Here is a 21031-nt window from a genome sequence, read left to right as displayed (position 1 = left end):
GGCCACGCACCTGCGGGCCTGGCCCTCCGTGCCCGGATCAGGAGCCGCCATGACGATCGCACCCCTGTCCCCGTCCCCCCTCCCCGCCTCGGCGCCGGCCCCCACACCCGCGCCCGCCAACCGCCTCGCCCCCGTCAGGGCCCAGGCGGCGGCGCCCGGCGCGCCCGCCGAAGGACCGCGCTACGCCGTCCGCCTCGCCCGCGACGAGGACGAGGTGCGCGCCGCCCAGCGGCTGCGCCACCAGGTCTTCGCCGGCGAGCTCGGCGCCCGCCTGGACGGGCCCGAGCCCGGCCTCGACGCCGACGCCTTCGACGCGTACTGCGACCACCTCCTCGTCATCGACGAGGAGACCGAGCAGGTCGTCGGCACCTACCGGCTGCTGCCCCCGGAGCGCGCCGCCGTCGCCGGCCGCCTCTACTCCGAGGGGGAATTCGACCTCTCGGCCCTCGCCCCCATCCGCCCCGACCTCGTCGAGGTCGGCCGCTCCTGCGTCCACCCCGACCACCGCAACGGCGCCGTCATCGCCCTCATCTGGGCCGGCCTCGCCCACTACATGGACCGCTCCGGGCACAACTGGCTGGCCGGCTGCTGCTCGATACCGCTCGCCGACGGCGGGGTCCTGGCCGCGGCCACCCGGGAGACCGCCCTCACCCGCAGCCTCGCCCCCGAGGAGTACAGGGTCACCCCCCACCTCCCCTGGAGCCCCGAGGGCATCACCTTCCCCGACCGCATGGAGCTGCCCCCGCTGCTGCGCGGCTACCTCCGCCTCGGCGCCTGGGTGTGCGGCGAGCCCGCCCTCGACGCCGGGTTCGGCTGCGCCGACCTGTACGTGCTGCTCTCCCTGCGCCGGACCAACCCGCGCTACCTCAAGCACTTCCGCTCGCTCGTCCCGGGCGCATGAGCGTCTGGCTGCCCACCTCGCCCTGCACCCCCGAGGCCTGCGCCGGCCACGAGGGGGACACCGCGAGCGTCCCGCACGCGGTGCTCAGACTCGCCGCGGCCGTCGCCCTGATCCTGCTGGGGATCCTGGGCGCCCCGCCGGTCCGGCTGCTGCCGGCCGGCCCCCGGCACCGGGTGGTACGGGCCTGGTCCACCGCGCTCGTACGGGCCTTCGGCATACGGATCACCGTGCACGGCAGCCCGGGCCCCGGCGGCGGCCGGCTCCTGGTCGCCAACCACATCTCCTGGCTGGACATCCCGCTGGTCGCCGCCGCCCTGCCCTGCCGGATGCTGGCCAAGAGCGACATCCGGTCCTGGCCGGTCCTCGGGCGCCTCGCGGGACGGGCCGGCACCCTGTTCATCGAGCGCGACCGGATCCGCGCCCTGCCCGCCACCGTCGAGGCCATGACCGGCGCACTGCTGGCCGGCGACCGGGTCACCGTCTTCCCCGAGGGTTCCACGTGGTGCGGGCGGGCCCAGGGCACCTTCCGCCGGGCCTCCTTCCAGGCGGCCCTGGACGCGCGGGTCCCCGTACAGCCCCTGCGGCTCACCTACCTGCGGTGCGACGGGAACCCGGCCGGGGCGCCCGCCTTCGTCGGGGACGACCCGCTGACCGCCTCGCTGTGGCGGATCGCCCGGGCCCGCGGGGTGCGGGCCGAGGTCAGGCTGCTGCCGCGGATCCCGCCGGGCCGGTATACGCACCGGCGGGACCTCGCGGCAGCGGCTCAGCGGGCCGTCGCAGGCGCCTGGACGGGCCCCGCCGACCCGAACCCGCTACCGGGCATTCCGGCTCAGCCGGCCGCGCCGTCGGCGACCGACAGGGACAGCGCGAACCGGCCCGCCGCGTCCGTCCACCACTGGGTCAGCTCCAGCCCGGCCGCCGCCAGCTCCTTGCGCACGCCCTCCTGACGGAACTTCGCGGAGACCTCCGTCAGGATCTCCTCACCCGCCGCGAACGGCACCACCAGATCCAGCGCCCGGATCTTCACCACCAGTTCCGACCGGGCCCGCAGCCGCATCTCGATCCACTCCTGCTCCTTGTTCCACACCGCCAGGTGAGCGAAGTCGGCCGTGTGGAAGTCCGCCCCCAGTTCCCGGTTGATGACCGCCAGCACGTTCTTGTTGAACTCGGCGGTCACCCCCCGTGCGTCGTCGTACGCCGCCACCAGCACGGCCTCGTCCTTCACCAGGTCCGTCCCCATCAGCAGCGCGTCCCCGGGCGACAGCATCGCCCGTACGGACGCCAGGAACACCGCCCGCTCCGGCGGCAGCAGATTCCCGATCGTGCCGCCCAGGAAAACCACCAGCCGGGGCCCGGGGGAGTCCGGCAACTGCAGCGCACGCGTGAAGTCGGCCAGCAGGGCGTGCACCCGCAGCCCCGGATGCTCCGCCAGCAGTGTCTCGGCCGCCCCCCGCAGTGCGCTCTCACTCACGTCCACCGGCACGTACGTGTCCAGCGCGGGCATCGCCTCGATGAGGTGCCGGGTCTTCTCCGAGGACCCGGAGCCCAGCTCCACCAGGGTGCGGGCGCCGCTCTCGGTGGCGATCTCCCGCGCCCGCTCCAGCAGGATCTCCCGCTCCGCGCGCGTCGGGTAGTACTCGGACAACCGGGTGATCTCCTCGAAGAGCTCACTGCCCCGCGCGTCGTAGAACCACTTGGGCGGCAGCACCTTCGGTGCGTGCGTCAGCCCGTGCAGCACATCCGTACGCAGCGCCTTCTCCGCGGCGTGCTCGTCGAGTGTCCGGGTCAACTGAAAGTCGTTCACAGGGAGTTCTCCTTGAGCGGGGTCAGTTCGACCCTGGTGCGGGTGGCGGTCAGCAGGGTCCGGTCGGGCACTTCGCGCCACCGGGTGTCGTCGTCGTACGGCTCGGAGGCCACCACGGTGCGCCGCCGCTCCGCGTCGGCCAGGTACCAGAGCGAATCGCCCCAGGCCGTCGCGGCGATCGTGACGCCGTCCGTGAGCAGCAGGTTCAGCCGGGAGCCGGGGGCTGCCGAAGCCAGCTCCCGGACCGGCTCGGCGAGCGCCGTACCCAGGTCGTCCCCGGCCCGCAGCCGGTGCAGGACCAGCGCCCAGATCAGCGCCGAGTCCGTGCGCGCGGCCAGCCGGAGCAGTTCCGCGGGCGGCAGCCCGGCCGCGAGCGGGGCGGCGGACCCGGGCCAGTCGCGCACCGAGCCGTTGTGGCTGAACAGCCACGGCCCGTCCGCGAACGGCGCGGCGGCCGCCTCCCCGTCGGCCCCGGGGTCCGTGGCATCCCGTACGGCGGCCAGCGCGGCTCCGCTGCGGACCACCCGGGCGAGATCGGCGAAGGTCAGGTCGCCCCAGATCGGCCCGGACCGCCGGTAGCGGGCGGGCACCGGGTCCCCTTCGGCGTACCAGCCGATGCCGAAGCCGTCGGCGTTGACGGTCCCGGACACTTGGCGGCGCGGCTCCCAGGACTGGCGCACCAGCGAGTGCTCCGGCTCGCTCAGCAGCTCCCCGAGCGCCACTACCGGTCCCAGGTATGCAAGATGACGGCACATCAGACGTCCCTCGCGGTCCGGAAGCCGGAGAAGATCTGCCGCCGCACCGGAAGGTCCCAGTTGCGGAAGGTGCCCCGGCAGGCCACCGGGTCCACGGCGAAGGAGCCGCCGCGCAGCACCTTGTGCTCCGAGCCGAAGAACACCTCCGAGTACTCCCGGTACGGGAAGGCCCGGAAGCCCGGATACGGCAGGAAATCGGAGGCGGTCCACTCCCACACGTCGCCGATCAGCTGGCGCACCCCGAGCGGGGAGGCCCCGGCCGGGTAACTGCCCGCGCGCGCCGGGCGCAGGTGCCGCTGCCCGAGGTTGGCGTGTGCGGGGGTCGGGTCGCCGTCGCCCCACGGGTAGCGGGTCGAGCGGCCGGTCGCCGGGTCGTGCCGGGCGGCCTTCTCCCACTCCGTCTCCGTGGGCAGCCGCCGCCCCGCCCAGCGGGCGTAGGCGTCCGCCTCGTACCAGCTGACGTGCAGAACCGGTTCTTCGTCCGGCACCGGCTCGATCACCCCGAAGCGGCGGCGCAGCCACTGGCCGGCCTCCCGGTGCCAGAACAGCGGGGCCTCTATCGAGTGCTCGCGGATCTGCTCCCAGCCCGGCGCCGCCCACCAGCGCGGATCGCGGTAGCCGCCGTCGGCGATGAACGCCAGGTACGCGGCATTGGTCACGGGGACCGTGTCGATCCAGAAGGGCGCGGTGTCCCGGACGTGCGCCGGGCGTTCGTTGTCCAGCGACCACGGCTCGGCGGAGGTGCCCATCGTGAACGGGCCCCCGGGGACGAGGACTTCCGCGGCGGGCGGTGGATCGTAGGAGCCGTCCGGCTCCGGGGCGGTCAGCACGGGCGCGCCCCGCCGGAGCTGATGGGTGATCAGCATGGTCTCGTCGTGCTGCTGCTCGTGCTGGGCGATCATCCCGAAGGCGAAACCGTCGTCGAGGAGCGTGCTGCCCTCCAGCGGCGTCCGCTCCAGCAGGTCGAAGACCCGGCCGCGCACCTCGGCCGCGTACCGGCGGGCCTCCGCGGGTCCGAGCAGCGGCAGCTTGGGCCGCTCGGCGCGGGGGTGCTGGAAGGCGTCGTAGAGGGGCTCGATCTCGGGGCGCATCGACTCGCGTCCGGCGACGCGCTGCAGCAGCCAGAGCTCTTCCTGGTTCCCGATGTGCGCCAGGTCCCAGACCAGCGGCGACATGAGCGGGGAATGCTGGGCGGCGAGGTCCTCGTCGGTCACGGCGTCGGTGAGGCCGGCGGTGCGTATGCGTGCCGCGGTCAGGGCGGCGGCCGCCCGATCCCGCAGGCGGGCGTCGGAGCCGGAGGTGGAGGCGGAGGGAGATCCGGTGGTCATCGGCGGGCCTCTTTTCCGGTGAGCACCTGTGCGGACCAGTCGTCGGCCGGACATCGGCCGCGCAGTACGTAGCGTTCGGTGAAGGCGCCGACCGTGTCCCGGACGTGCGTGCTGGCGCCGAGCCGGGGCAGGGCCTCGGCGGCGGCCCGGAAACAGGCCTTGGCGGACGCCCGCAGCTCCGGATCGGCCAGTGCGTGCCGGGCCGCCGACCGCCAGAGCGGATTGCGGGGCGCGGGGTGCGTGCCGTAGGAGTCGGCGAGCCCCTTGGCCACCCGGTACGCGGTCTCGGCGGCCTCCGGATCGTCGAACAGGGCGTGCACGACGGCCACCGGGACCAGCCAGCCGTCGTCGCCGGACTGCGCGTCGATCATCCGCAGTTCCAGGTGGCCGCGCGGCCGGACCGGCGGGAAGAGCGTGGTCATGTGGTAGTCCAGGTCCTCGACGGTGGGCGGCCGCAGCGCGGGGTGCCCGCCCGTGCGCAGCCAGCCACGGAAGGTCGTGCCGGGCGGGCTCTCCCACGGGCCGTCGTCCTCGTACGACCGGACACACATCACCTCGGTGTCCAGGGCCTGCCGGGTCCACGCGGTGCGAGGTTCCGCGTCCAGCGGCGGGGCGAGCGCGCGCCGGGTGTCCAGGTCGCTCCAGATCCCCTGGCGGGCACAGCGCCAGCCGGCGTACGGGCCCTCGTCCGCGGGGGAGTTGGCGAAGGCGGCCACCAGGACCGCACCCAGCAGGTGCGCCAGCCGCCAGCGCCGGCCGTGGCCGAGCACGCCCGGCTCCTCGTACCCGGCGTCCACGCAGACCTGCACGGAGGCGGAGGCGCACATCATGGCGCGCCCGGCCGGGCCGGTGCGGTCGAAATAGGCCTCCATGGCGTCGTAGCGCGGGCTGTTCAGCAGCCGGCGGTACGGGCGGCGGGGATCGCGGCCGACACCGCGCAGGACCAGGCCCTGGGCCAGCAGGGCGGCGCGTACGGCGGTGAGGTCGGCCTGCAGGTCGTCCACACAGCCGCTGAGGGAGGTGGCGGGGGCCGAGCTGAGTTCGAGCTGGCCGCCCGGTTCGACGGTCACCCGGGAGTGCAGGGGCAGGGCGCGGGCCGCGGTGTGCGCGGCCCGTAGCCGCTCGGGGGGCAGGGGCTGCTCCGGACGCTCGGCGTCAAGGACCAGCCATTCGAGCTCGGCGCCGAGCAGGCGGGGCGGGCCGGTTTTGAAACAGATGCCGTGGATCAGGTCCTCGGCCTGCGTCTCGCTGATCGAGGGCACGGGGGTCGGGCCGGGCGCGGGTGGGGGAGCGGATGAGTCCTGGGACATGACCGGGTCCTCGTCTCCTGTCGTCGGTCGTGACATCACCCGTGCCTACCCCTCCTCGGGACGCAAAACCCTTTGCCGCCGGGAATCGCAGTGCGGAGGATGGCGGCGTGAGCAGCAGATTGCGCGAGATCGCGCGGGAGAACGCGGAGATCCTGGCGGCCGGGGGGTACCGGACGCGGTCGGGACGGCAGGTTCCGCTGGCCGCCGCCCTGGCGGAAGCCAAGGCCGGAACCAGGATATATGGACCAAACCGGGTCATTCCAGATGAAGTGATCGCTTCCGGCGGCAGCCCGACCGTCGTCGAGGTCACCGGGGAGAGCAGCACGGTCGCCGCCCGAAGGCTCGCGACCGCGGCCCCGGCCGGCCCGGGTCCGTCTCCTGTCGCGGTCCTGAACTTCGCCTCGGCCCGTAACCCCGGGGGTGGTTACGTCCGCGGGGCCAAGGCCCAGGAGGAGGCGCTGTGCCGCGCATCCGCCCTCTACCAGACCCTGCTGGAAGCCCCGGAGTACTACGAGGTCCACCGCGCGGAGCGGAGCACCTTCTACACCGACCGGGTGATTCACTCGCCCGGGGTCCCGGTCTTCCGCGACGACCGGGGCGATCTGCTGGAGACCCCCTTCCGGGTCGGCTTCCTCACCTCACCGGCGCCCAACGCGGGCACGATCCGCCGGCAGGAGCCGGAGCGGACCGCCGAGATCCCGGCGGCGCTGGCACGGCGCGCCGGGCTCGTACTGGAGGTGGCGGCGCTGCACGGGTACCGGCGGCTGGTGCTCGGGGCCTGGGGCTGCGGCGTGTTCCAGAACGACCCAGCCCAGGTGGCCGAGGCCTTCCGGGGGCTGCTCGCGGACCGGTTCGCCGGGGTCTTCGAGCACGTCGTGTTCGGCATCCTCGACCGCGACCCCACCACCCGTGAGGCCTTCGACCGCGTCTTCCCGGCCTGAGATACGGGGGCGGCGGGGCCGTGGGCCCGTGGGCCCACGGCGCTCAGAACGGGTTCGCCGCCCCCAGCAGGATCTCCGGCAGATAGGGCGACGAGACGCGGATCCGCCAGCCCCGGCGGCGGGCGTGGCAGGCCAGGGCCAGGACGTCGAAGCCGACCGCGGCGTCGGCCCCGGAGCCGAGGAGCCGGTCGCCCACCGAGTGGTAGTCCCGGTGGGCCTCCAGGGCGTCGGCCAGGGCCAGGTTGAAGCTCTCCTCGTCGCCTTCCACCAGCTGGGAGAAGAGCACGGCCGGCGCCGGGAGGAAGCCCCACTCCCGGGTCTGCCCGACGTCGGCGACGGCCCGGTCGGTGGCGGGCTCCGGGTCCTCGCCCCGCAGGTAGTCGTGCAGGGCCTGCCGGTACGAGGCGTACGCGGAACGGTCCTCCTCCAGGGCGGCGGGGCCGCTGAGGACCAGCGGGGCGAGTTCCGCACGGCTGCCGGTGATCAGGGCGCGCTTCAGGGACTCGTGCCAGTTCCCGGGACGGAGAGGGCGGTGCGGGCGGGCGGAGTCCGCGGACGCGCCACCCGCGCGGGTGGCCTCGTACAGCTTGCGCACGAGGTGGTCGGCGTGCCCCGCAGGCTCCGGCATCTCCGGGCGCTCGACGACCAGGGGGCCCGCGGCCAGCGCCGCGACGGCGTCCGCTCGCCGCTCGCGCCCGTACGGCCCCACCCGCGGCGGCGGGGCCTCGAAGCCGGTGACCAGTGCCCGGGGCAGGTACCCGGACTCGACGGGCGGCTGCCAGCCCTCGCGGCGGTAGCCGAGCGCGGCCAGCGCCAGCGGCAGCAGGGGCAGCAGGCTGCGCGGCTCGGCCCGGGGGTCCTCCAGGCGGGAGTACGGGAGCAGCAGCGCCGCGAGCTCGGCGGCGAAGGCCTCCCGGTCCCGGGCGGCCAGCGCGCGCAGGGCGCGCAGCGCGCCGGTCGCGGGGTCGGCCGCCCCGGTCCTGTCGGCCCCGGCTCCGGCCCTGGCCTGCCGGTCGGCGATCCGGGCGAGCGCGGCGTCCAGCGCGGCGAGCTTCTCCTGCGGGGAGGGCGGGAACTTCTGGTACTCGACCCCGATGTCCCCGCTGACGTACGCCAGCAGGCCGTTGATCAGCTCCACCGGCGGGAGCCCGGGCCCGCCGGCCCGCTGCGGTGCCGTACGGGCGAAGTGGAAGGCCTCGCCGTGCCGTTCGGCCTTGTCGGCGAGGACCGCCACACAGAACGCGTCGATCCAGCGCGCGGCGCTGACCGGCTGGGCGCTGCCCCCCGCCCCGGAGTCGTAGTCGCGGCCGAAGTCGACGTAGTTGAGGAAGACGTGGAAGGACGCGTTCGGGTAGGCGGCGAACGACACGGTGGCGGCGGCCGTTTCGGCCGCGTCGCCCAGGATCGCCTTCGCCTCCGGGGTGTCGAGGTCGGGGGTCACCGCCGAGTACGCGCCGAGGCCGTCGAGGAACCGCAGCGTGATGTCCCACCAGTCGTAGGCGTCGATCAGACCGGCCCGGGACCTGGAGTACACGTCCGAGATCATCTTGTTCGCGAAGTCCTCGCGTACCGCTGCCAGGGCGGCCTCGCTCACCCTGTGTCGTTCTATTCGCATGCCCGCTACTCCCTGTGTCCGCCTACGGGGCTCACCCTAGGAGATCACCAGGACCGTCCGGGCCAGGGACACGGGAGGCCGGGGGTCCCGGGCGGTGGCCGCGGGCACGGCCGCGACCACCGCCCGGCCCGCGTGCGTCACTGCCAGCCGTAGCGCCCGCGCAGCCGGTCCACGACCAGGTCGAAGCGGCCGCGGCCCAGCGCGCAAGCCTCGCGGCGCATCCCCGACTCGTGCACCCGCAGCACCCGGTCCACGTCCACCCAGGACTCGCGCCCGGCGCTGTCCCACGGACCCGTCCCGATCGGCACCCACTCCCGGTCGTGGTCGTGCCGCTTGCTCGACAGCTGTACGGCGAGCAGGGTCCGCCCGCCCGCCTCCCGGGCCACGACCAGCACGGGACGGTCCTTGCCGCGCCCGTCGTTCTCCTCGAAGGGGACCCAGGTCCAGACGATCTCGCCGGGGTCGGGATCGCCGTCGGGGTCCGGGGCGTACTCGGTCCGCACGGGGCCGATGGCGTGCGGATCGGCCTCCGTGGTCGCGGTGACGCCGTCGCGGCCGGGCTGCTCGACGTGGCCGTTGCTGTGGTGCGAAAGTGCCGTCATTTCGCGGAGATTACTAGGCCATGAGGTCCGGTTGCACCGCTTGGCCCGGCGGGTCAGAGCTCGCTCGCCGGGTCCCGTCCGCGGCTCCCGCGCGTGCCGGCCGGTTCTTCCCGGGCTTTCCTCAGGATTCCGTCCCCCCCGGTGTCCAGAGGGTGGGGCAACCTGACCCATCGCACGTCACTGCCCCGCGAAGTGTCTCCGGAGCCACGTGAGCAAGGCCGCGAAGGCGGGGGTCATGGCGGCGTCCGACTGCTCGAGGAGCGTCGAGCGGCCGCCGTCCTCCACCGTGATCGTGTAGCTCCTCGCATCCCTGGCGCGGCCGGTGTCGGCCGCCGCGGGCATCGCTGCGGCGGCCGCCACCAGCCGGGCCAGCTCGGTTGCGGGGCTCTCGGGCAGGTCGACCGTGTCCAGTACCTGGGGCCGGCGGCGGAACTCGGCAGCCGCCGCCAGCCCGCCGTATGTCTCCAGGGTCACCTTCACTGCGCGCAACCTCTGGATCGGCGGCGATTTCCGCCGGTCACCCGGTGGCCTTCAGTGCGGCCAATTCCCTGGCGAGCACCGTCACCTTGTCGTTCAAGGCCGTGATCTGCCTGGTCAGGGCTGTCAGGCCGTCCTCCCGGCCCAGGCCGCGCCCGTCGACCGGATAGCTCCGTGCCCGGGCGAGCCCGATGGGGACGCCTCTGACCTGGATCTCGACCTCCTGCCACGCCGCCAGCACGGCCGACTGTTCGGGGCTGCCGACGCCGAACAGTTCCCCGGCCTTCAGGTAGGTGGTGTCCGCGAAGTCCTGGAACTGGTCCTGGGCGGTGGACGCCTTGAGCGACTCGTACCAGAGGGTCCCGGCAGCCTCCCAGGCGAATCCGCCGATGCCCGTGGCCGTCAGGAAGAAGGCCTTGTTCGGAATGCCGGAGTTGTAGTGCACCGCGCCGTTGTCCCCTGCTCGGGTGTCGGGCTTGTGGACGAATCTGCTCATGCGGTCGGGCTGGGGGTCCTTTCCGACCAGCGGGTGGTCGTATGCCGTGCCCGGGGCCTTCATCGATCGCAGGGCGTCGCCTTCGATTCCCGGGGTCCAGACGTCAGCCCCGATCAGCCAGTCGGCCTCCTCGGCCGTATCCTTCCGCTTCCACTGCTTGACCAGCGACCCGAAGACGTCCGACATCGACTCGTTCAGGGCCCCTGACTGCTTGTGGTACTCGAATGCCGAGGTGTGATCGGTGACTCCGTGCGTCAACTCGTGGGCGATCACTTCGAGGGATCCGGTGAGGTCGCCGAATTCCACTCCGTCCCCGTCGCCGAAGAGCATCCGCCGTCCGTCCCAGAAGGCGTTGCCGACCTTCTCGCCGAAGTGGACGAATCCGTCCATGCGCATTCCCCGGCCGTCGATGGAATCGCGCTGGAACACCTCCTTGTAGAAATCACGTGTCAGTCCGAGTGCCTCGAAGGCCTGGTTGACGGATTCGTCCGCGGACTCCGGGCCGTCCTCCGTCCGAGCCAGGGTGGCGGTCTGGAGAAATTCCGAGTGCTCGCAGTCGAAGACGGTGCGTCGGGCGTTGCCGGGGGCGGCCGCGCCGGCGAAGGACGTCCGGACGGTTCGCTCACCCCGCAGGCGAGCGGTCGTCAACAGGGTGTTCAGGGCGGCTTGGCGTACTTCCTTGTCCTTGCTCTCCACGAGCTTGTCGAGGATGTACGGGGGAATGATGCAGTTGATCGGGCGTGTTCTCCTCATGGGGTACCTCCTGAGTGAGAGAGCCGATGGTTCGGCATTCATCAACACGAGGAAGATGCGCGACGTTCAACGTGGCCGGACACAGTGTTGCCGCGGGACCTCCGATAAGGTCTCGCAGAGGAAAAGCGGCAGGTGCCCACTCGGTGTGGCAGCGCAGCGGGGAAAGCGTTGGCGCCGGCCAACCCCGTTTGCAGAGGCGGGGCCACGCTGATATCACCAGTCTCCGGCCGCCCGTAGCCGCTGGCAAACGCAACGCGAGCAGGGGACGCCGGACAGCCCGGTGTTCCCCCGCTCGCACAGAAACAGCCCGCGCCCGCGCCGTGGGTCAGTCGGTGACCAGGGCCAGGATGAGCCCGTCGTAGCCCTTGCTGCCGATGGTCTGCAGGGCGGTGGCGGACAATTGCGGGTGCTCGGCGATGAGTTCGGTGAACCGGCGGACGCCCTGCACGCGGGGGTCGGAGCTGTCCGCGTCGACGACGGCGCCGTCGCGGACGACGTTGTCGCCGATGATGACGCTGCCGGGCCGGGTGAGCTTGAGGGCCCACTCCAGGTACTCGGGGTTGGACGGCTTGTCGGCGTCGATGAAGACCAGGTCGAACGGATCTTCGCCGGTGAGCGCCGGCAGCAGGTCGACGGCGCGGCCGCGCCGGATCTCGACGACGTGGTCCAGTCCGGCCCGGGCGATGTTGACGGCCGCGACGTCGGCGCACCGCTCGTCGACCTCCAGCGTGACCAGCTGACCGCCGGCCGGGAGCGCGCGGGCCAGCCAGATGGTGCTGTAGCCGCCCAGGGTGCCGATCTCCAGGATGCGGCGGGCGCCGCGGACGCGGGCGAGGAGGTTCAGCAGCTTGCCCTGGTTGGGGGCCACCTGGTGGGCGGGCAGGCCGGCGGTCTGGTGGCGGCGGCCGCGGCGAGCAGGGCCTCGTCCTCCTCGACCAGAAGTCCGCCGAAGTAGTTGTCAACGGCCGTCCACGTCTGCTGAACCATGGGTCGCGTCGCCCCTTCCGGTGATGTGGCGTTTGATAGTTCCCCATGGGAACGTACATGAGGGGAGGGGTTTCGCCGCCTACCGGCCCGGCCGCACCGCCGCCCAGCCCTCCGCCGCCTCCACCTGCGCGGCCAGCCCCAGCAGCAGCGGCTCCGAGTCGGCCGGGCCCAGCAGTTGGGCTCCCATCGGCAGTCCGTCGGCCGTGAGGCCCGCCGGGATGTTCACCCCCGGCCAGCCGAGCACGTTCCACGTCCAGGCGTACGGGCAGGCCGCTATCATCGCCCGGTCCGTGGCCATGGCCCCCAGCCCGGCCAGGGCGCCGATCCGCAGGGGCGGGGTGGCCGTCGTCGGGGTCAGCACCACGTCGAAGCGGTCGAAGACCTCGCCGACCCGCCGCCGCAGGGCCGTCTCCGCCCGGCGGGAGGCCCGCAGGGCGAGCCCGCCCAGGACGCGGCCCGTCCGTACGGCCTCGTGCGTGCGCGGGTCCAGCAGCGCGGGATCGGGCACCCGCGCCACCCAGTCCCGTACGCCGCTGGTCGCGCGGGGTACGAAGGTCAGGCCGATCGGGCCGTAGCGCGGGTCCTCCGGGATCACCTCGTGGCCCAGCGACTCCAGGCGCGCGGCCAGCCGCTCCACGGCGGAACGGACCTCCGGGTCCAGGTACTTGGGCGTCGCCGTGAAGGCCATCGCGAAGGAGAGGGCGATCCGCAGCCGCCGGGGCGTGCGGCGGGTCGCCTCGACCGCGGAGATCCGTGCCGGGCGGTGCAGGTCCTCGGGGTGCGGGCCGCTCGCGGCGTCCAGCAGGAGCGCCGCGTCGGCGACGGTGCGGGCCAGTACGCCGTTGACCGTGAGCCCGTGGAAGGACTCCGGCTCCGGCCAGGTGGAGATGCGCCCGCGCTGGGGTTTCACACCCACCAGATGGGTCCAGGCCGCGGGGATCCGGACCGAGCCGGCCCCGTCCGAGCCCAGGGCGGCCGGGACCAGGCCCGCCGCGACGGCCGCCGCCGAGCCGCCCGAGGAGCCGCCGGGCGTGTAGGCCGGGTTCCATGGGTTGCGGGTCTCGCCGAAGGCCTCGCCCTCGGTGAAGGGCCACTGCCCCAACTCCGGCGTCTGGGTCTTGCCGACGATCACGGCGCCGGCCGCGCGCAGCCTTCGTACCGCCTCGCTGTCGGCGGTCTTCGGGGCGAAGGCTCCCGCGCAGCCGAAGGCGGTCGGCTCCCCGGTCACGTCCATGTCGTCCTTGACCGCCAGCGGTACGCCCAGCAGCGGCAGCCGCTCGCCCGCGGCCAGCCGCCGGTCCGCCGCGTCGGCCTCGGTGAGCGCGGCCTCGGCGCGTACGGTCCGGAAGGCGTTGAGCTCCGGCTGGGCCGCGGCGATCCGGCGCAGTGCCTCCTCGGTCAACCGCCGCGCCGACACGGTTCCTTCGGCGAGGGCGCCGACCATGTCGACCAGGCCGGAGGCCGTCGGAACAGTTGAATCGGACATCGCGTACCACTCCCCATTACCGGTCGGTAGGGAGACCGTAATGGGGAGTGGCCGGGTAGTTCCAGGGGGTGTCTTGCCGATCAGGCCGGCCTGACCGACAAGACACCCCCTAGATCCAGCCCTCCAGGGAGGCCATGAACCCGTCGAAGTCGTCCCGGTGGATGGTGTGTCCCGCCCCGGCGACCGAACGCACCTCGAAACCACGGCTCTTGAGCAGCCGCGTCCGCTCCTCGTCGATGAGGACGCTCGGATCGGCGAGCTGCACGAGGGAGGGGACCACCGGTGCGGGCGGCATCAGGTCGGCGCCGACCAGCGGCGCGAGGCTCAGCGCGGTCCGCTCGTCCCAGACCGCCAGGGTCTCCAGCTCGATGTCGACGTCCACCTCCTCCCAGCGCGGGCTCATCGCCCGTATCTGCTCCTTGGTCGCCGTCTTGAACTGGGCGAGCACCTCGGGGCCGAACCCCTCAGCCGTGGCGGCCAGGTGGAACGCGGGGTCGGAGAACACGGCCCGGGCGGGCCGCAGCCGGTCCACCGCGAGCGACAGGGTCAGGCCGCCGAGGGAGTGGCCGATGGCGAGTTCGGCACCGGCCGGGAGCGTCTCGACCACGTCGTCCGCGAAGAGCGCTGGGCTGTACTCGCCGCGGCCGCTGGCGCCGTGGCCCCGCAGGTCCACGGCGATGACGCGGTAGCCGTGGTCGGCGAGTGCGGGGCCGACCCGGCGCCAGGTGCGGTGGTCGGCCATGATGCCGTGGATCAGGAGGGCGACGCGGTCGCCCTCGCCCCAGGTCTGGGTGTGCAGGTGCACGATGTGCCTTTCTTGTCGGTTCTCGTCGGTTCTCGTCGGTGAATTTCGGTCGGGGTGGGGAACCGTGGAACGTGCGGAGAGTACGGACCCCGGTGCGACGCGCCGGTCAGCGCGTCAGCGCGTCAGGGCACCGGCGCGTCAGCGCACACTGCGGATCGGCTTCACGGCCAGGGCCCCCGCCACGGCCAGTGCGGCCGCGACGACGAACAGCGCGGTGTACCCGCCGCTGAAGGAGACGACCACCGAGGCGACGAACGGCGCGATGATCTGCGGGCCGGCGTTGGCGATGTTGAGTACGCCCATGTCGCGGGCGGCGTCCTCGGCCTTGGGCAGCACCATGGTCACCAGGGCGGTGTCCACGGCCATGTAGCACCCGAACGCCAGCCCGTTGACCACAGCGAAGGACAGCATCGCGGTCCAGCTGGTCGACACGGCCGGGAGGACGAGCGCGACGGCCGACAGCAGCGCGGAAGCGCCGACGAAGAGCTTGCGGCGGTCGAACCGGTCCGACAGATATCCGCCGAGGACCGTGGAGACGACCATCGCCACACTGGTCAGGGGCATCAGCACCGCCACCGCGGCCTCCGGCTTCATACCGCCGGGCAGCACGGTGTGGTCCTGCAGGATGTAGAGCTGGTAGCCGCTCACGGCGAAGTAGCCGAGGACGAGCAGCGCCCGCCCGATGAAGGCCCACCGGAAGTCGTGGTCGCGCAGCGCGCTCGTGAAGGCGGCGAGCTGCTCCTTGACGGGCATCGGGGCGCGGGCCGGGAGCCGCTGCTCGCGGCCGCAGGCGGTGAAGAGCACCGCGGCGCCCGCCACGAGCGCGCCGAACACGAGGTATCCGGTGCGGTAGTCCTCGGAGAAGGCCGCGCCGATGAGCGCGCCGAGGGTGGAGCCGAAGGGGAGGCCGAGGCCGACGGCCGCGGAGGCCTTGCCGCGGGCCTCCACGGGGACCCGGTCGGGGACCACGGAGGTGATGGCCGCCTGGTAGACGTTCATGACGGCCTGCCCGAGGCACCAGGCGATCGTGATCAGCAGGATCGTGTCGGCGAGGCCCAGCAGGAACATCGCGGGTACGGCGGCGAGTCCACCGCCGAGGATCCAGGGATTGCGCCGTCCGCTGCGGTCGGACAGGGCACCGGCGACGGGGTTGAAGACCGTGGCGAAGATCGCCGAGACCCCCGCGATCAGGCCGAAGTTCGCCACTTTGTTCGCCGGATCGATGTCCTCGACCTGGAGCGCGAGCAGGACGCCGGCCACGCCGATGTAGAGCGCGTACATGGCGCTGTTGCCGACGAGCAGCAGGGGCAGCAGGCCGCGCCGTGCGGGGCCCGGTCCGGGGCCGGTGTCGGTGTCGGTGTCGGGGGAGGAAAGGGCCACGGTGCCCTCCTGGGCGGATGCGGGCGGATGCGGGCGGATGAGGGAGGAAGGAAGTGCGGTGGGGTGCGGAGGGGCGCGCGCCGCCCTGTCGCGACGGCGGGGGTGCGACGGAGCGCGGCAGGACGGCGGCACGGCGGGGCACGGCGTCGGCACATCGGCCGTAGAGGGATGTGACGCCGTGGTTACACGTGTCAATGACTCGTGTAACCACTGTGTAGCATTCGTTTCCGGCCATCCGCTAGCCCTCGGGCGTGATCGGTCTGGAAAGATGCCACGGCAATGTCTCAGTCATCGAAATCGCCGAAGCCGAAGCCGGCCAACCCGGCCTCCGGATCGGCCACCCCGCCGCCCCCAGTTCCGACGAGCGCCGACGTGGCCCGCCTCGCCGGCGTCTCGCGCGCGACGGTCTCGTACGTGCTGAACAACGCGGAAGCCGTACGCATCAGCGAACCGACCCGCCGCAAGGTCCGCGAGGCCGCCGAGGAGCTCGGGTACGTCCCGCACGCCGCCGCCCGCAGCCTGCGCGCCGGACACACCAGGATCGTGCTGCTGCCCACCTCCCACGTGCCGGTCGGCCCGCTCTACAGCACCTTCCTCAACGAACTCCAGTGGGCGCTGCGCCGCCTCGACTACACGGTGGTGCAGTACGGGAGCCTCGGACTCAGCGGCGACGAGGCCGTGCGGGCCTGGGCGGAACTGCGTCCGGTGGCCGTGATCTCCCTCGGCGAGATCGCCCTCTCCGCGCGCAACGTCGCCACCCTCAAGCGGGCCGGAGCCCGCGCGGTGATCACGATGGGGCCCGTCGGCGTGCCGGGGGCGCACGCGCTCGTCATGGACCAGCAGGAGGTCGGGGTCCGGGCCGCCGCCCATCTCGTGGAACGCGGACACGGGCGGATCGGCGTGGTCGTTCCGGAGGAGGAGGGCCTGGAGCTGTTCTCCGTGCCCCGGCTCACGGGCGCCCGGTCGGTGGCGGGCGCCGAGGTCACGGCCCTCCCCATGGCCTACTCCGAGGAATCGGCCGCGGCCCTCGCGGCCCGCTGGCGCGGGCTCGGGCTGGACGCGGCGTTCGCGTACAACGACGAGTACGCGATGCTGCTGATGCGCGCCCTCCAGGACGAGGGGCTGCGCGTCCCCGAGGACGTCGCCGTCATCGGCGCCGACGACCTGCTGATCGGGCGGTTGCTGCGGCCGCGGCTGAGCACCGTACGCCTGGAGATGCCGACCGGCGCCGATCTGGCCTCACTGGTGGACCACGCGGTGCGCGAGCCGTCGGAGGTCACGGAGCGGCACGACCTGATGGCGGCCGCCGCCGTCCACCGGGAGTCGACCTGACGGTGCCCGGGCCCGGCAGGATCCGGAAGGGGCGGCTTAGGGGGTGTCTTGCCGATCAGGGCGGGCTCGCGGTGGCCGGCACCGCGCCTCGCCGCGTTGTCCTCGGTCGGCGACGCTCCGCGTCGCCTCCCTCGTCCGCCTTGCGATACTTCCCCTCGGCCCTGGCGGGCCTGGGGAGACCCCATGGCACCGACCACCGCTCCCTGGTCCGCCCTGATCGACAAGACACCCCCAGGTCCGGGGAGCCGTTGACAGGCGGTGACGTGCGGACGGAGACTGCGGGCGCGCCCCACCGGGCGTGCCCGGCGGCGTGCCCCGGTGTCCACACCGGCACCGACGCGCCACCGCCCGTACGGATCCGCCCAGGAGAGACCCCATGAGCATCCGCACCGTCCGCGACGTCTACGTCGTCGACGCCGTCCGCACCCCGATCGGCAAGTTCGGCGGCGCCCTCGCCGGGGTCCGGTCGGACGACCTGGCCGCGCACGTCGTGCGCGCGCTGGTGGAGCGTACGCCGGACCTCGATCCGGCTCGCATCGACGACGTCGTCTTCGGCGACGCCAACGGCGCGGGCGAGGACAACCGGGACGTGGCCCGCATGGCGGTGCTGCTGGCCGGGCTGCCGGTGAGCGTCCCCGGGGTCACCGTCAACCGGCTCTGCGGGTCCGGCCTCGAAGCCGTGATCCAGGCCGCCCGCGCCATCGCTCTCGGTGACGCCTCCGTGGCCATCGCGGGCGGGGTCGAGTCGATGAGCCGCGCCCCCTGGGTCGTGCAGAAGCCCGAGCGGGCCTTCCCGGCCGGGCACCAGCAGATGTGGTCCACCACCCTGGGCTGGCGCATGACCAACCCGCGCATGCCCGCGGAGTGGACCGGCTCGCTCGGCGAGGGAGCCGAACTCGTCGCGGACAAGCACGGCATCACCCGTGACGCGCAGGACGCCTTCGCCCTGGAGAGCCACCGCAAGGCGGCGGCCGCCTGGTCCGCCGGGCTGTACGACGACGAGGTCGTCCCGTACTCCGGCGTGGACCTGGCGCGGGACGAGTGCATCCGGGAGGGTTCCACGCCCGAGGCGCTGGCCCGCCTGAAGCCGGCCTTCCGGACGGACGGCACGGTCACGGCCGGCAACGCCTCCCCGCTCAACGACGGTGCCGCCGCACTGCTGTTGACCGACGAGGAGGGACTGGCGGCCACCGGCCGGGAGCCGCTCGCCCGGATCAGCGCGTCTGCCGTCACCGGTATCGAGCCCCAGCTCTTCGGCCTGGGGCCGGTGGACGCCGTCCAGCGGGCGCTCGCCAAGTCCGGCCGCGGGCTCGCCGATCTGACCACCTTCGAGCTGAACGAGGCTTTCGCCGCACAGGCGTTGGGATGCCTCGCGGCCTGGCCGGAGCTCGACCCGGCCGTGGTCAACCCGCGGGGCGGCGCCCTCGCGATCGGCCATCCGCTCGGCGCCTCGGGCGCCCGCCTGGCCGGTTCGGTCGCGCACCAGCTGGCGGCGGCGGGTTCCGGTACCGGCATGGCGGCCCTGTGCATCGGGGTCGGGCAGGGCATCGCGCTCGTCCTGGAGCGCTGACCCGGGCCGGTGATACGCGGGCGTCGATCGTTTCCGGTCACCGCTCGGTGTCAACTGCCCAATAACTGAACAGATGTGGAGCCTCCGGTCTGGCACGATGGCGCGTGCTGCCGCCCCCCCGCCCCGCCCATCCCCACCCGGAGGCCCCGCGCCATGCCGCTCCTCGATCCGACGCTCTGGCAGGACGGACCCACCCTCACCGGCGGCCCCGCCCCGGTCGTCGAACCCGCCACCGGCCGCACCCTCGCCACCATCGACCTCGCCGCGCCCGCCGATGTGGCGGAGGCCGCCGTACGGGCCCTCGCGGCGCAGCGGGACTGGGCGCGCGCCGCCCATCCGGAGCGGGCGGCCGTGCTGCGCCGCGCCGGGGACCTGTTCACCGCACACGCCGACGAGCTGCGGGAGTGGCTGGTCCGCGAGTCCGGCTCGATACCCGGCAAGGCCGACTTCGAGCTGCACGTCGCCGCGCAGGAGTGCTACGAGGCCGCGGCGCTGGCCTCGCGCCCCACGGGGCAGGTGCTCCCGAGCGAGGCGCCCCGCCTGTCCTTCACCCGCCGGGTGCCGGCCGGGGTGGTCGGCGTCGTGGCCCCCTTCAACGCCCCGCTGATCCTGGCGATCCGCTCGGTCGCGCCCGCGCTGGCACTCGGCAACGCGGTGCTGCTCAAGCCGGACCGGCGCACCGCCGTCTGCGGCGGCCTCGCCCTCGCCGCGGTCTTCGCCGCCGCCGGGCTGCCGGGAGGGCTGCTGCAGGTCCTGCCCGGTGGCGCCGGGACGGGCGCCGCGGTGGTCGCCGACCCGCACGTGCGGGTGGTGTCCTTCACCGGATCCACCGCCGCGGGCCGCTCCGTCGGGGAGCTGGCCGGCCGTCACCTCAAGCGCGTGCACCTGGAGCTGGGCGGGAACTCCGCCCTCGTCGTGCTCCGCGACGCCGACATCGAGGCCGCCGTGGCCCAGGCCTCCTGGGGTTCCTTCTTCCATCAGGGCCAGATCTGCATGACCGCCGGGCGGCACCTCGTCCACGCCTCGCTCTACGACGAGTACGTCGAGCGGCTCGCCGCGCGCGCCGAGGAACTGGCCGTGGGGGACCCGTACCGCGAGCGGGTGCACCTGGGCCCGCTGATCGACCGCGCCCAGCTGGACCGCGTCCACGCCCTGGTGGAGGCCAGCACCGGGCAGGGGGCCAAGCTCGTGGCCGGCGGCACGCACCGGGACCTCTTCTACCGGCCGACCGTCCTGGCGGGCGTCGCCGAAGACACCCCCGCCTACACCGAGGAGGTCTTCGGCCCGGTGGCGCCCGTACGGTCCTTCGCGACGGAGGAGGAGGCGGTGGCGCTGGCTTCGGCGGGCCCCTACGGCCTCTCCCTCGGGATCGTGACCCGGGACGCGGCGCGCGGGCTCGACCTGGCCGAGCGGATCCCGACCGGGATCGCGCACATCAACGACCAGACGGTCAACGACGAGGCCGTCGCCCCCTTCGGCGGAGTCGGGGCCTCCGGCACCGGTGCGCGCTTCGGCGGCGAGGCGAACCTGGACGCGTTCACGGAACTGCGCTGGACCACGGCCCGCAGCACCCCCGCAGGTCACCCGTTCTAGGGGGTGTCTTGCCGATCAGGCCGGGCTCGCGGCGCCCGGTGCCGCGCCTCGCCGCGTTGTTCTCGGTCGGCGACGCTCCGCGTCGCCTCCCTCGTCCGCCTTGCGATACTTCCCCTCGGCGGTGGCGGGCCTGGGGAGACCCCATGGCACCGACCACCGCTCCCTGATCCGGCCTGATCGACAAAACACCCCCTAGGGGTGCCCCGCCGCCACCCCGCAGAGGCGGAATGCGGAAGGCAGGCTGTTCGTTCAAGGGAGCAGACGGCTCACATCAGGAGGTCTGGACACCGTGGCTACAGTCGAGCTCACCAAGGAAAACTTCGACCAGACGGTCAGCGAGAACCCGTTCGTGCTGATCGACTTCTGGGCGGGCTGGTGCCGGCCGTGCCTGCAGTTCGCCCCGGTCTACGAGCGGGCCTCCGAGGCCCATCCCGACCTCGTGTTCGCCAAGGTGGACACCGAGGCGCAGCAGGAGCTGGCCGGGGCCTTCCAGATCACCTCGATCCCGACGCTGATGATCGTCCGGGACCAGGTGGCCATCTTCGCGCAGCCCGGCGCACTGCCGGAGGCGACGCTGACGGACCTCATCCGCCAGGCCCGGGACCTCGACATGGACGAGGTCCGCGCGAAGATCGCCGCGGAGCAGCAGGGCTCCCAGGGCGCGGGCAGCGCGGACCCCGGAACTCCGGAGGCCTGAGGATCCGCCGGGCCCGCGAACCCGGCGGATCTGCGTCTGCCCCGGGCGTCGCGGCCTCAGGGCTGTCCCGTAATCCCCGGCGGGCGCACGACGCCAGCTACGGCACCTCGCCGCGTTGTCGGAGCACCCGAATACGCCCGGTATGCGGGCGCCCCTCCGCCTTGCGAGGCACCGCATCTGACGCCGCGCGCTGATCCAC

Annotated in this window: 18 protein-coding genes and 1 pseudogene; 7 read left to right on the top strand and 12 right to left on the bottom strand. The window is 73.4% G+C overall.

The genetic code is table 11. From position 1 onward, the window contains the following. Positions 1–49: 49 nt before the first annotated feature. Together ACZ4YL_RS36390 and ACZ4YL_RS36385 are read left to right on the top strand one after the other, a co-directional pair. Positions 50–901: a GNAT family N-acetyltransferase gene (locus tag ACZ4YL_RS36390; RefSeq protein WP_468122318.1), complete on the top strand. Its 852-nt coding sequence runs from the start codon at positions 50–52 to the stop codon at positions 899–901. Further along, entirely contained in the window at positions 898–1848 is a 951-nt protein-coding gene (locus ACZ4YL_RS36385) for a lysophospholipid acyltransferase family protein (RefSeq protein ID WP_468122316.1), read from the top strand. Before ACZ4YL_RS36390 ends, ACZ4YL_RS36385 begins: the two co-directional genes overlap by 4 nt. Here ACZ4YL_RS36385 and egtD read toward each other — a convergent pair. Genes egtD through egtA form a run of 4 tightly spaced genes read right to left on the bottom strand, consistent with a single transcriptional unit; the run spans position 1731 to position 6098 of the window. Beyond that, complete coding sequence (gene egtD / locus ACZ4YL_RS36380) at positions 1731–2705, bottom strand: L-histidine N(alpha)-methyltransferase (protein WP_468122314.1); 975 nt, start codon at positions 2703–2705, stop codon at positions 1731–1733. The genes ACZ4YL_RS36385 and egtD overlap by 118 nt on opposite strands. Then, the gene (gene egtC / locus ACZ4YL_RS36375) at positions 2702–3460 is read right to left on the bottom strand and encodes an ergothioneine biosynthesis protein EgtC (RefSeq protein WP_468122313.1); all 759 of its coding nucleotides are present in this window, start codon (positions 3458–3460) and stop codon (positions 2702–2704) included. The genes egtD and egtC overlap by 4 nt, the downstream gene beginning before the upstream one ends. Continuing rightward, positions 3460–4788 carry an ergothioneine biosynthesis protein EgtB gene (gene egtB / locus ACZ4YL_RS36370; RefSeq protein WP_468122311.1) on the bottom strand — a complete coding sequence of 443 codons (1329 nt, stop codon included), beginning with the start codon at positions 4786–4788 and terminating at the stop codon, positions 3460–3462. The genes egtC and egtB overlap by 1 nt, the downstream gene beginning before the upstream one ends. After that, a complete protein-coding gene (gene egtA / locus ACZ4YL_RS36365; RefSeq protein WP_468122309.1) occupies positions 4785–6098 on the bottom strand; it encodes an ergothioneine biosynthesis glutamate--cysteine ligase EgtA in 1314 nt (437 codons plus the stop codon). Before egtA ends, egtB begins: the two co-directional genes overlap by 4 nt. A gap of 107 nt (positions 6099–6205) precedes the next feature. Here egtA and ACZ4YL_RS36360 point away from each other — a divergent pair, with 107 nt between their 5' ends. After that, a complete protein-coding gene (locus ACZ4YL_RS36360; protein ID WP_468122308.1) occupies positions 6206–7039 on the top strand; it encodes a TIGR02452 family protein in 834 nt (277 codons plus the stop codon). A gap of 43 nt (positions 7040–7082) precedes the next feature. Here ACZ4YL_RS36360 and ACZ4YL_RS36355 read toward each other — a convergent pair whose 3' ends face one another. From ACZ4YL_RS36355 to ACZ4YL_RS36320, 8 genes and pseudogenes are all read right to left on the bottom strand, one after another. Further along, a complete protein-coding gene (locus ACZ4YL_RS36355; RefSeq protein ID WP_468122306.1) occupies positions 7083–8654 on the bottom strand; it encodes an immunity 49 family protein in 1572 nt (523 codons plus the stop codon). Positions 8655–8791: 137 nt separating this feature from the next. Next, positions 8792–9256: a type II toxin-antitoxin system PemK/MazF family toxin gene (locus tag ACZ4YL_RS36350; RefSeq protein WP_468122305.1), complete on the bottom strand. Its 465-nt coding sequence runs from the start codon at positions 9254–9256 to the stop codon at positions 8792–8794. Positions 9257–9433: 177 nt separating this feature from the next. Beyond that, positions 9434–9736 carry a protealysin inhibitor emfourin gene (locus ACZ4YL_RS36345; protein WP_468122303.1) on the bottom strand — a complete coding sequence of 101 codons (303 nt, stop codon included), beginning with the start codon at positions 9734–9736 and terminating at the stop codon, positions 9434–9436. Between the two features lie 37 nt (positions 9737–9773). Beyond that, entirely contained in the window at positions 9774–10982 is a 1209-nt protein-coding gene (locus ACZ4YL_RS36340) for a M4 family metallopeptidase (protein ID WP_468122302.1), read from the bottom strand. A 325-nt stretch (positions 10983–11307) separates the two neighbouring features. Further along, positions 11308–11969, bottom strand: a pseudogene (locus ACZ4YL_RS36335) (O-methyltransferase). Positions 11970–12048: 79 nt separating this feature from the next. Continuing rightward, complete coding sequence (locus ACZ4YL_RS36330; protein ID WP_468122300.1) at positions 12049–13455, bottom strand: amidase; 1407 nt, start codon at positions 13453–13455, stop codon at positions 12049–12051. Positions 13456–13564: 109 nt separating this feature from the next. Then, the gene (locus ACZ4YL_RS36325; RefSeq protein WP_468122299.1) at positions 13565–14260 is read right to left on the bottom strand and encodes an alpha/beta fold hydrolase; all 696 of its coding nucleotides are present in this window, start codon (positions 14258–14260) and stop codon (positions 13565–13567) included. A 138-nt stretch (positions 14261–14398) separates the two neighbouring features. Beyond that, entirely contained in the window at positions 14399–15640 is a 1242-nt protein-coding gene (locus ACZ4YL_RS36320; protein ID WP_468122297.1) for an MFS transporter, read from the bottom strand. Positions 15641–15919: 279 nt separating this feature from the next. Between ACZ4YL_RS36320 and ACZ4YL_RS36315 the strand changes: the two genes are divergently transcribed. The 4 genes from ACZ4YL_RS36315 to ACZ4YL_RS36300 all read left to right on the top strand — a co-directional run bounded on the left by ACZ4YL_RS36315 (position 15920) and on the right by ACZ4YL_RS36300 (position 20832). Next, a complete protein-coding gene (locus tag ACZ4YL_RS36315) occupies positions 15920–16972 on the top strand; it encodes a LacI family DNA-binding transcriptional regulator (RefSeq protein WP_468122296.1) in 1053 nt (350 codons plus the stop codon). Between the two features lie 376 nt (positions 16973–17348). Further along, positions 17349–18542, top strand: a complete 1194-nt coding sequence (locus ACZ4YL_RS36310; protein WP_468122294.1) for a thiolase family protein — start codon at positions 17349–17351, stop codon at positions 18540–18542. A 153-nt stretch (positions 18543–18695) separates the two neighbouring features. Continuing rightward, entirely contained in the window at positions 18696–20135 is a 1440-nt protein-coding gene (locus ACZ4YL_RS36305) for an aldehyde dehydrogenase family protein (protein ID WP_468122292.1), read from the top strand. A gap of 289 nt (positions 20136–20424) precedes the next feature. Next, complete coding sequence (locus ACZ4YL_RS36300) at positions 20425–20832, top strand: thioredoxin family protein (protein WP_468122290.1); 408 nt, start codon at positions 20425–20427, stop codon at positions 20830–20832. The last annotated feature ends 199 nt before the right edge of the window (positions 20833–21031 follow it).

This window comes from Streptomyces sp. NPDC030021 (assembly GCF_055574035.1).
The sequence above is the reverse complement of the archived record's forward strand: the minus strand, read 5'-3'. Positions and strand labels throughout refer to the sequence as shown.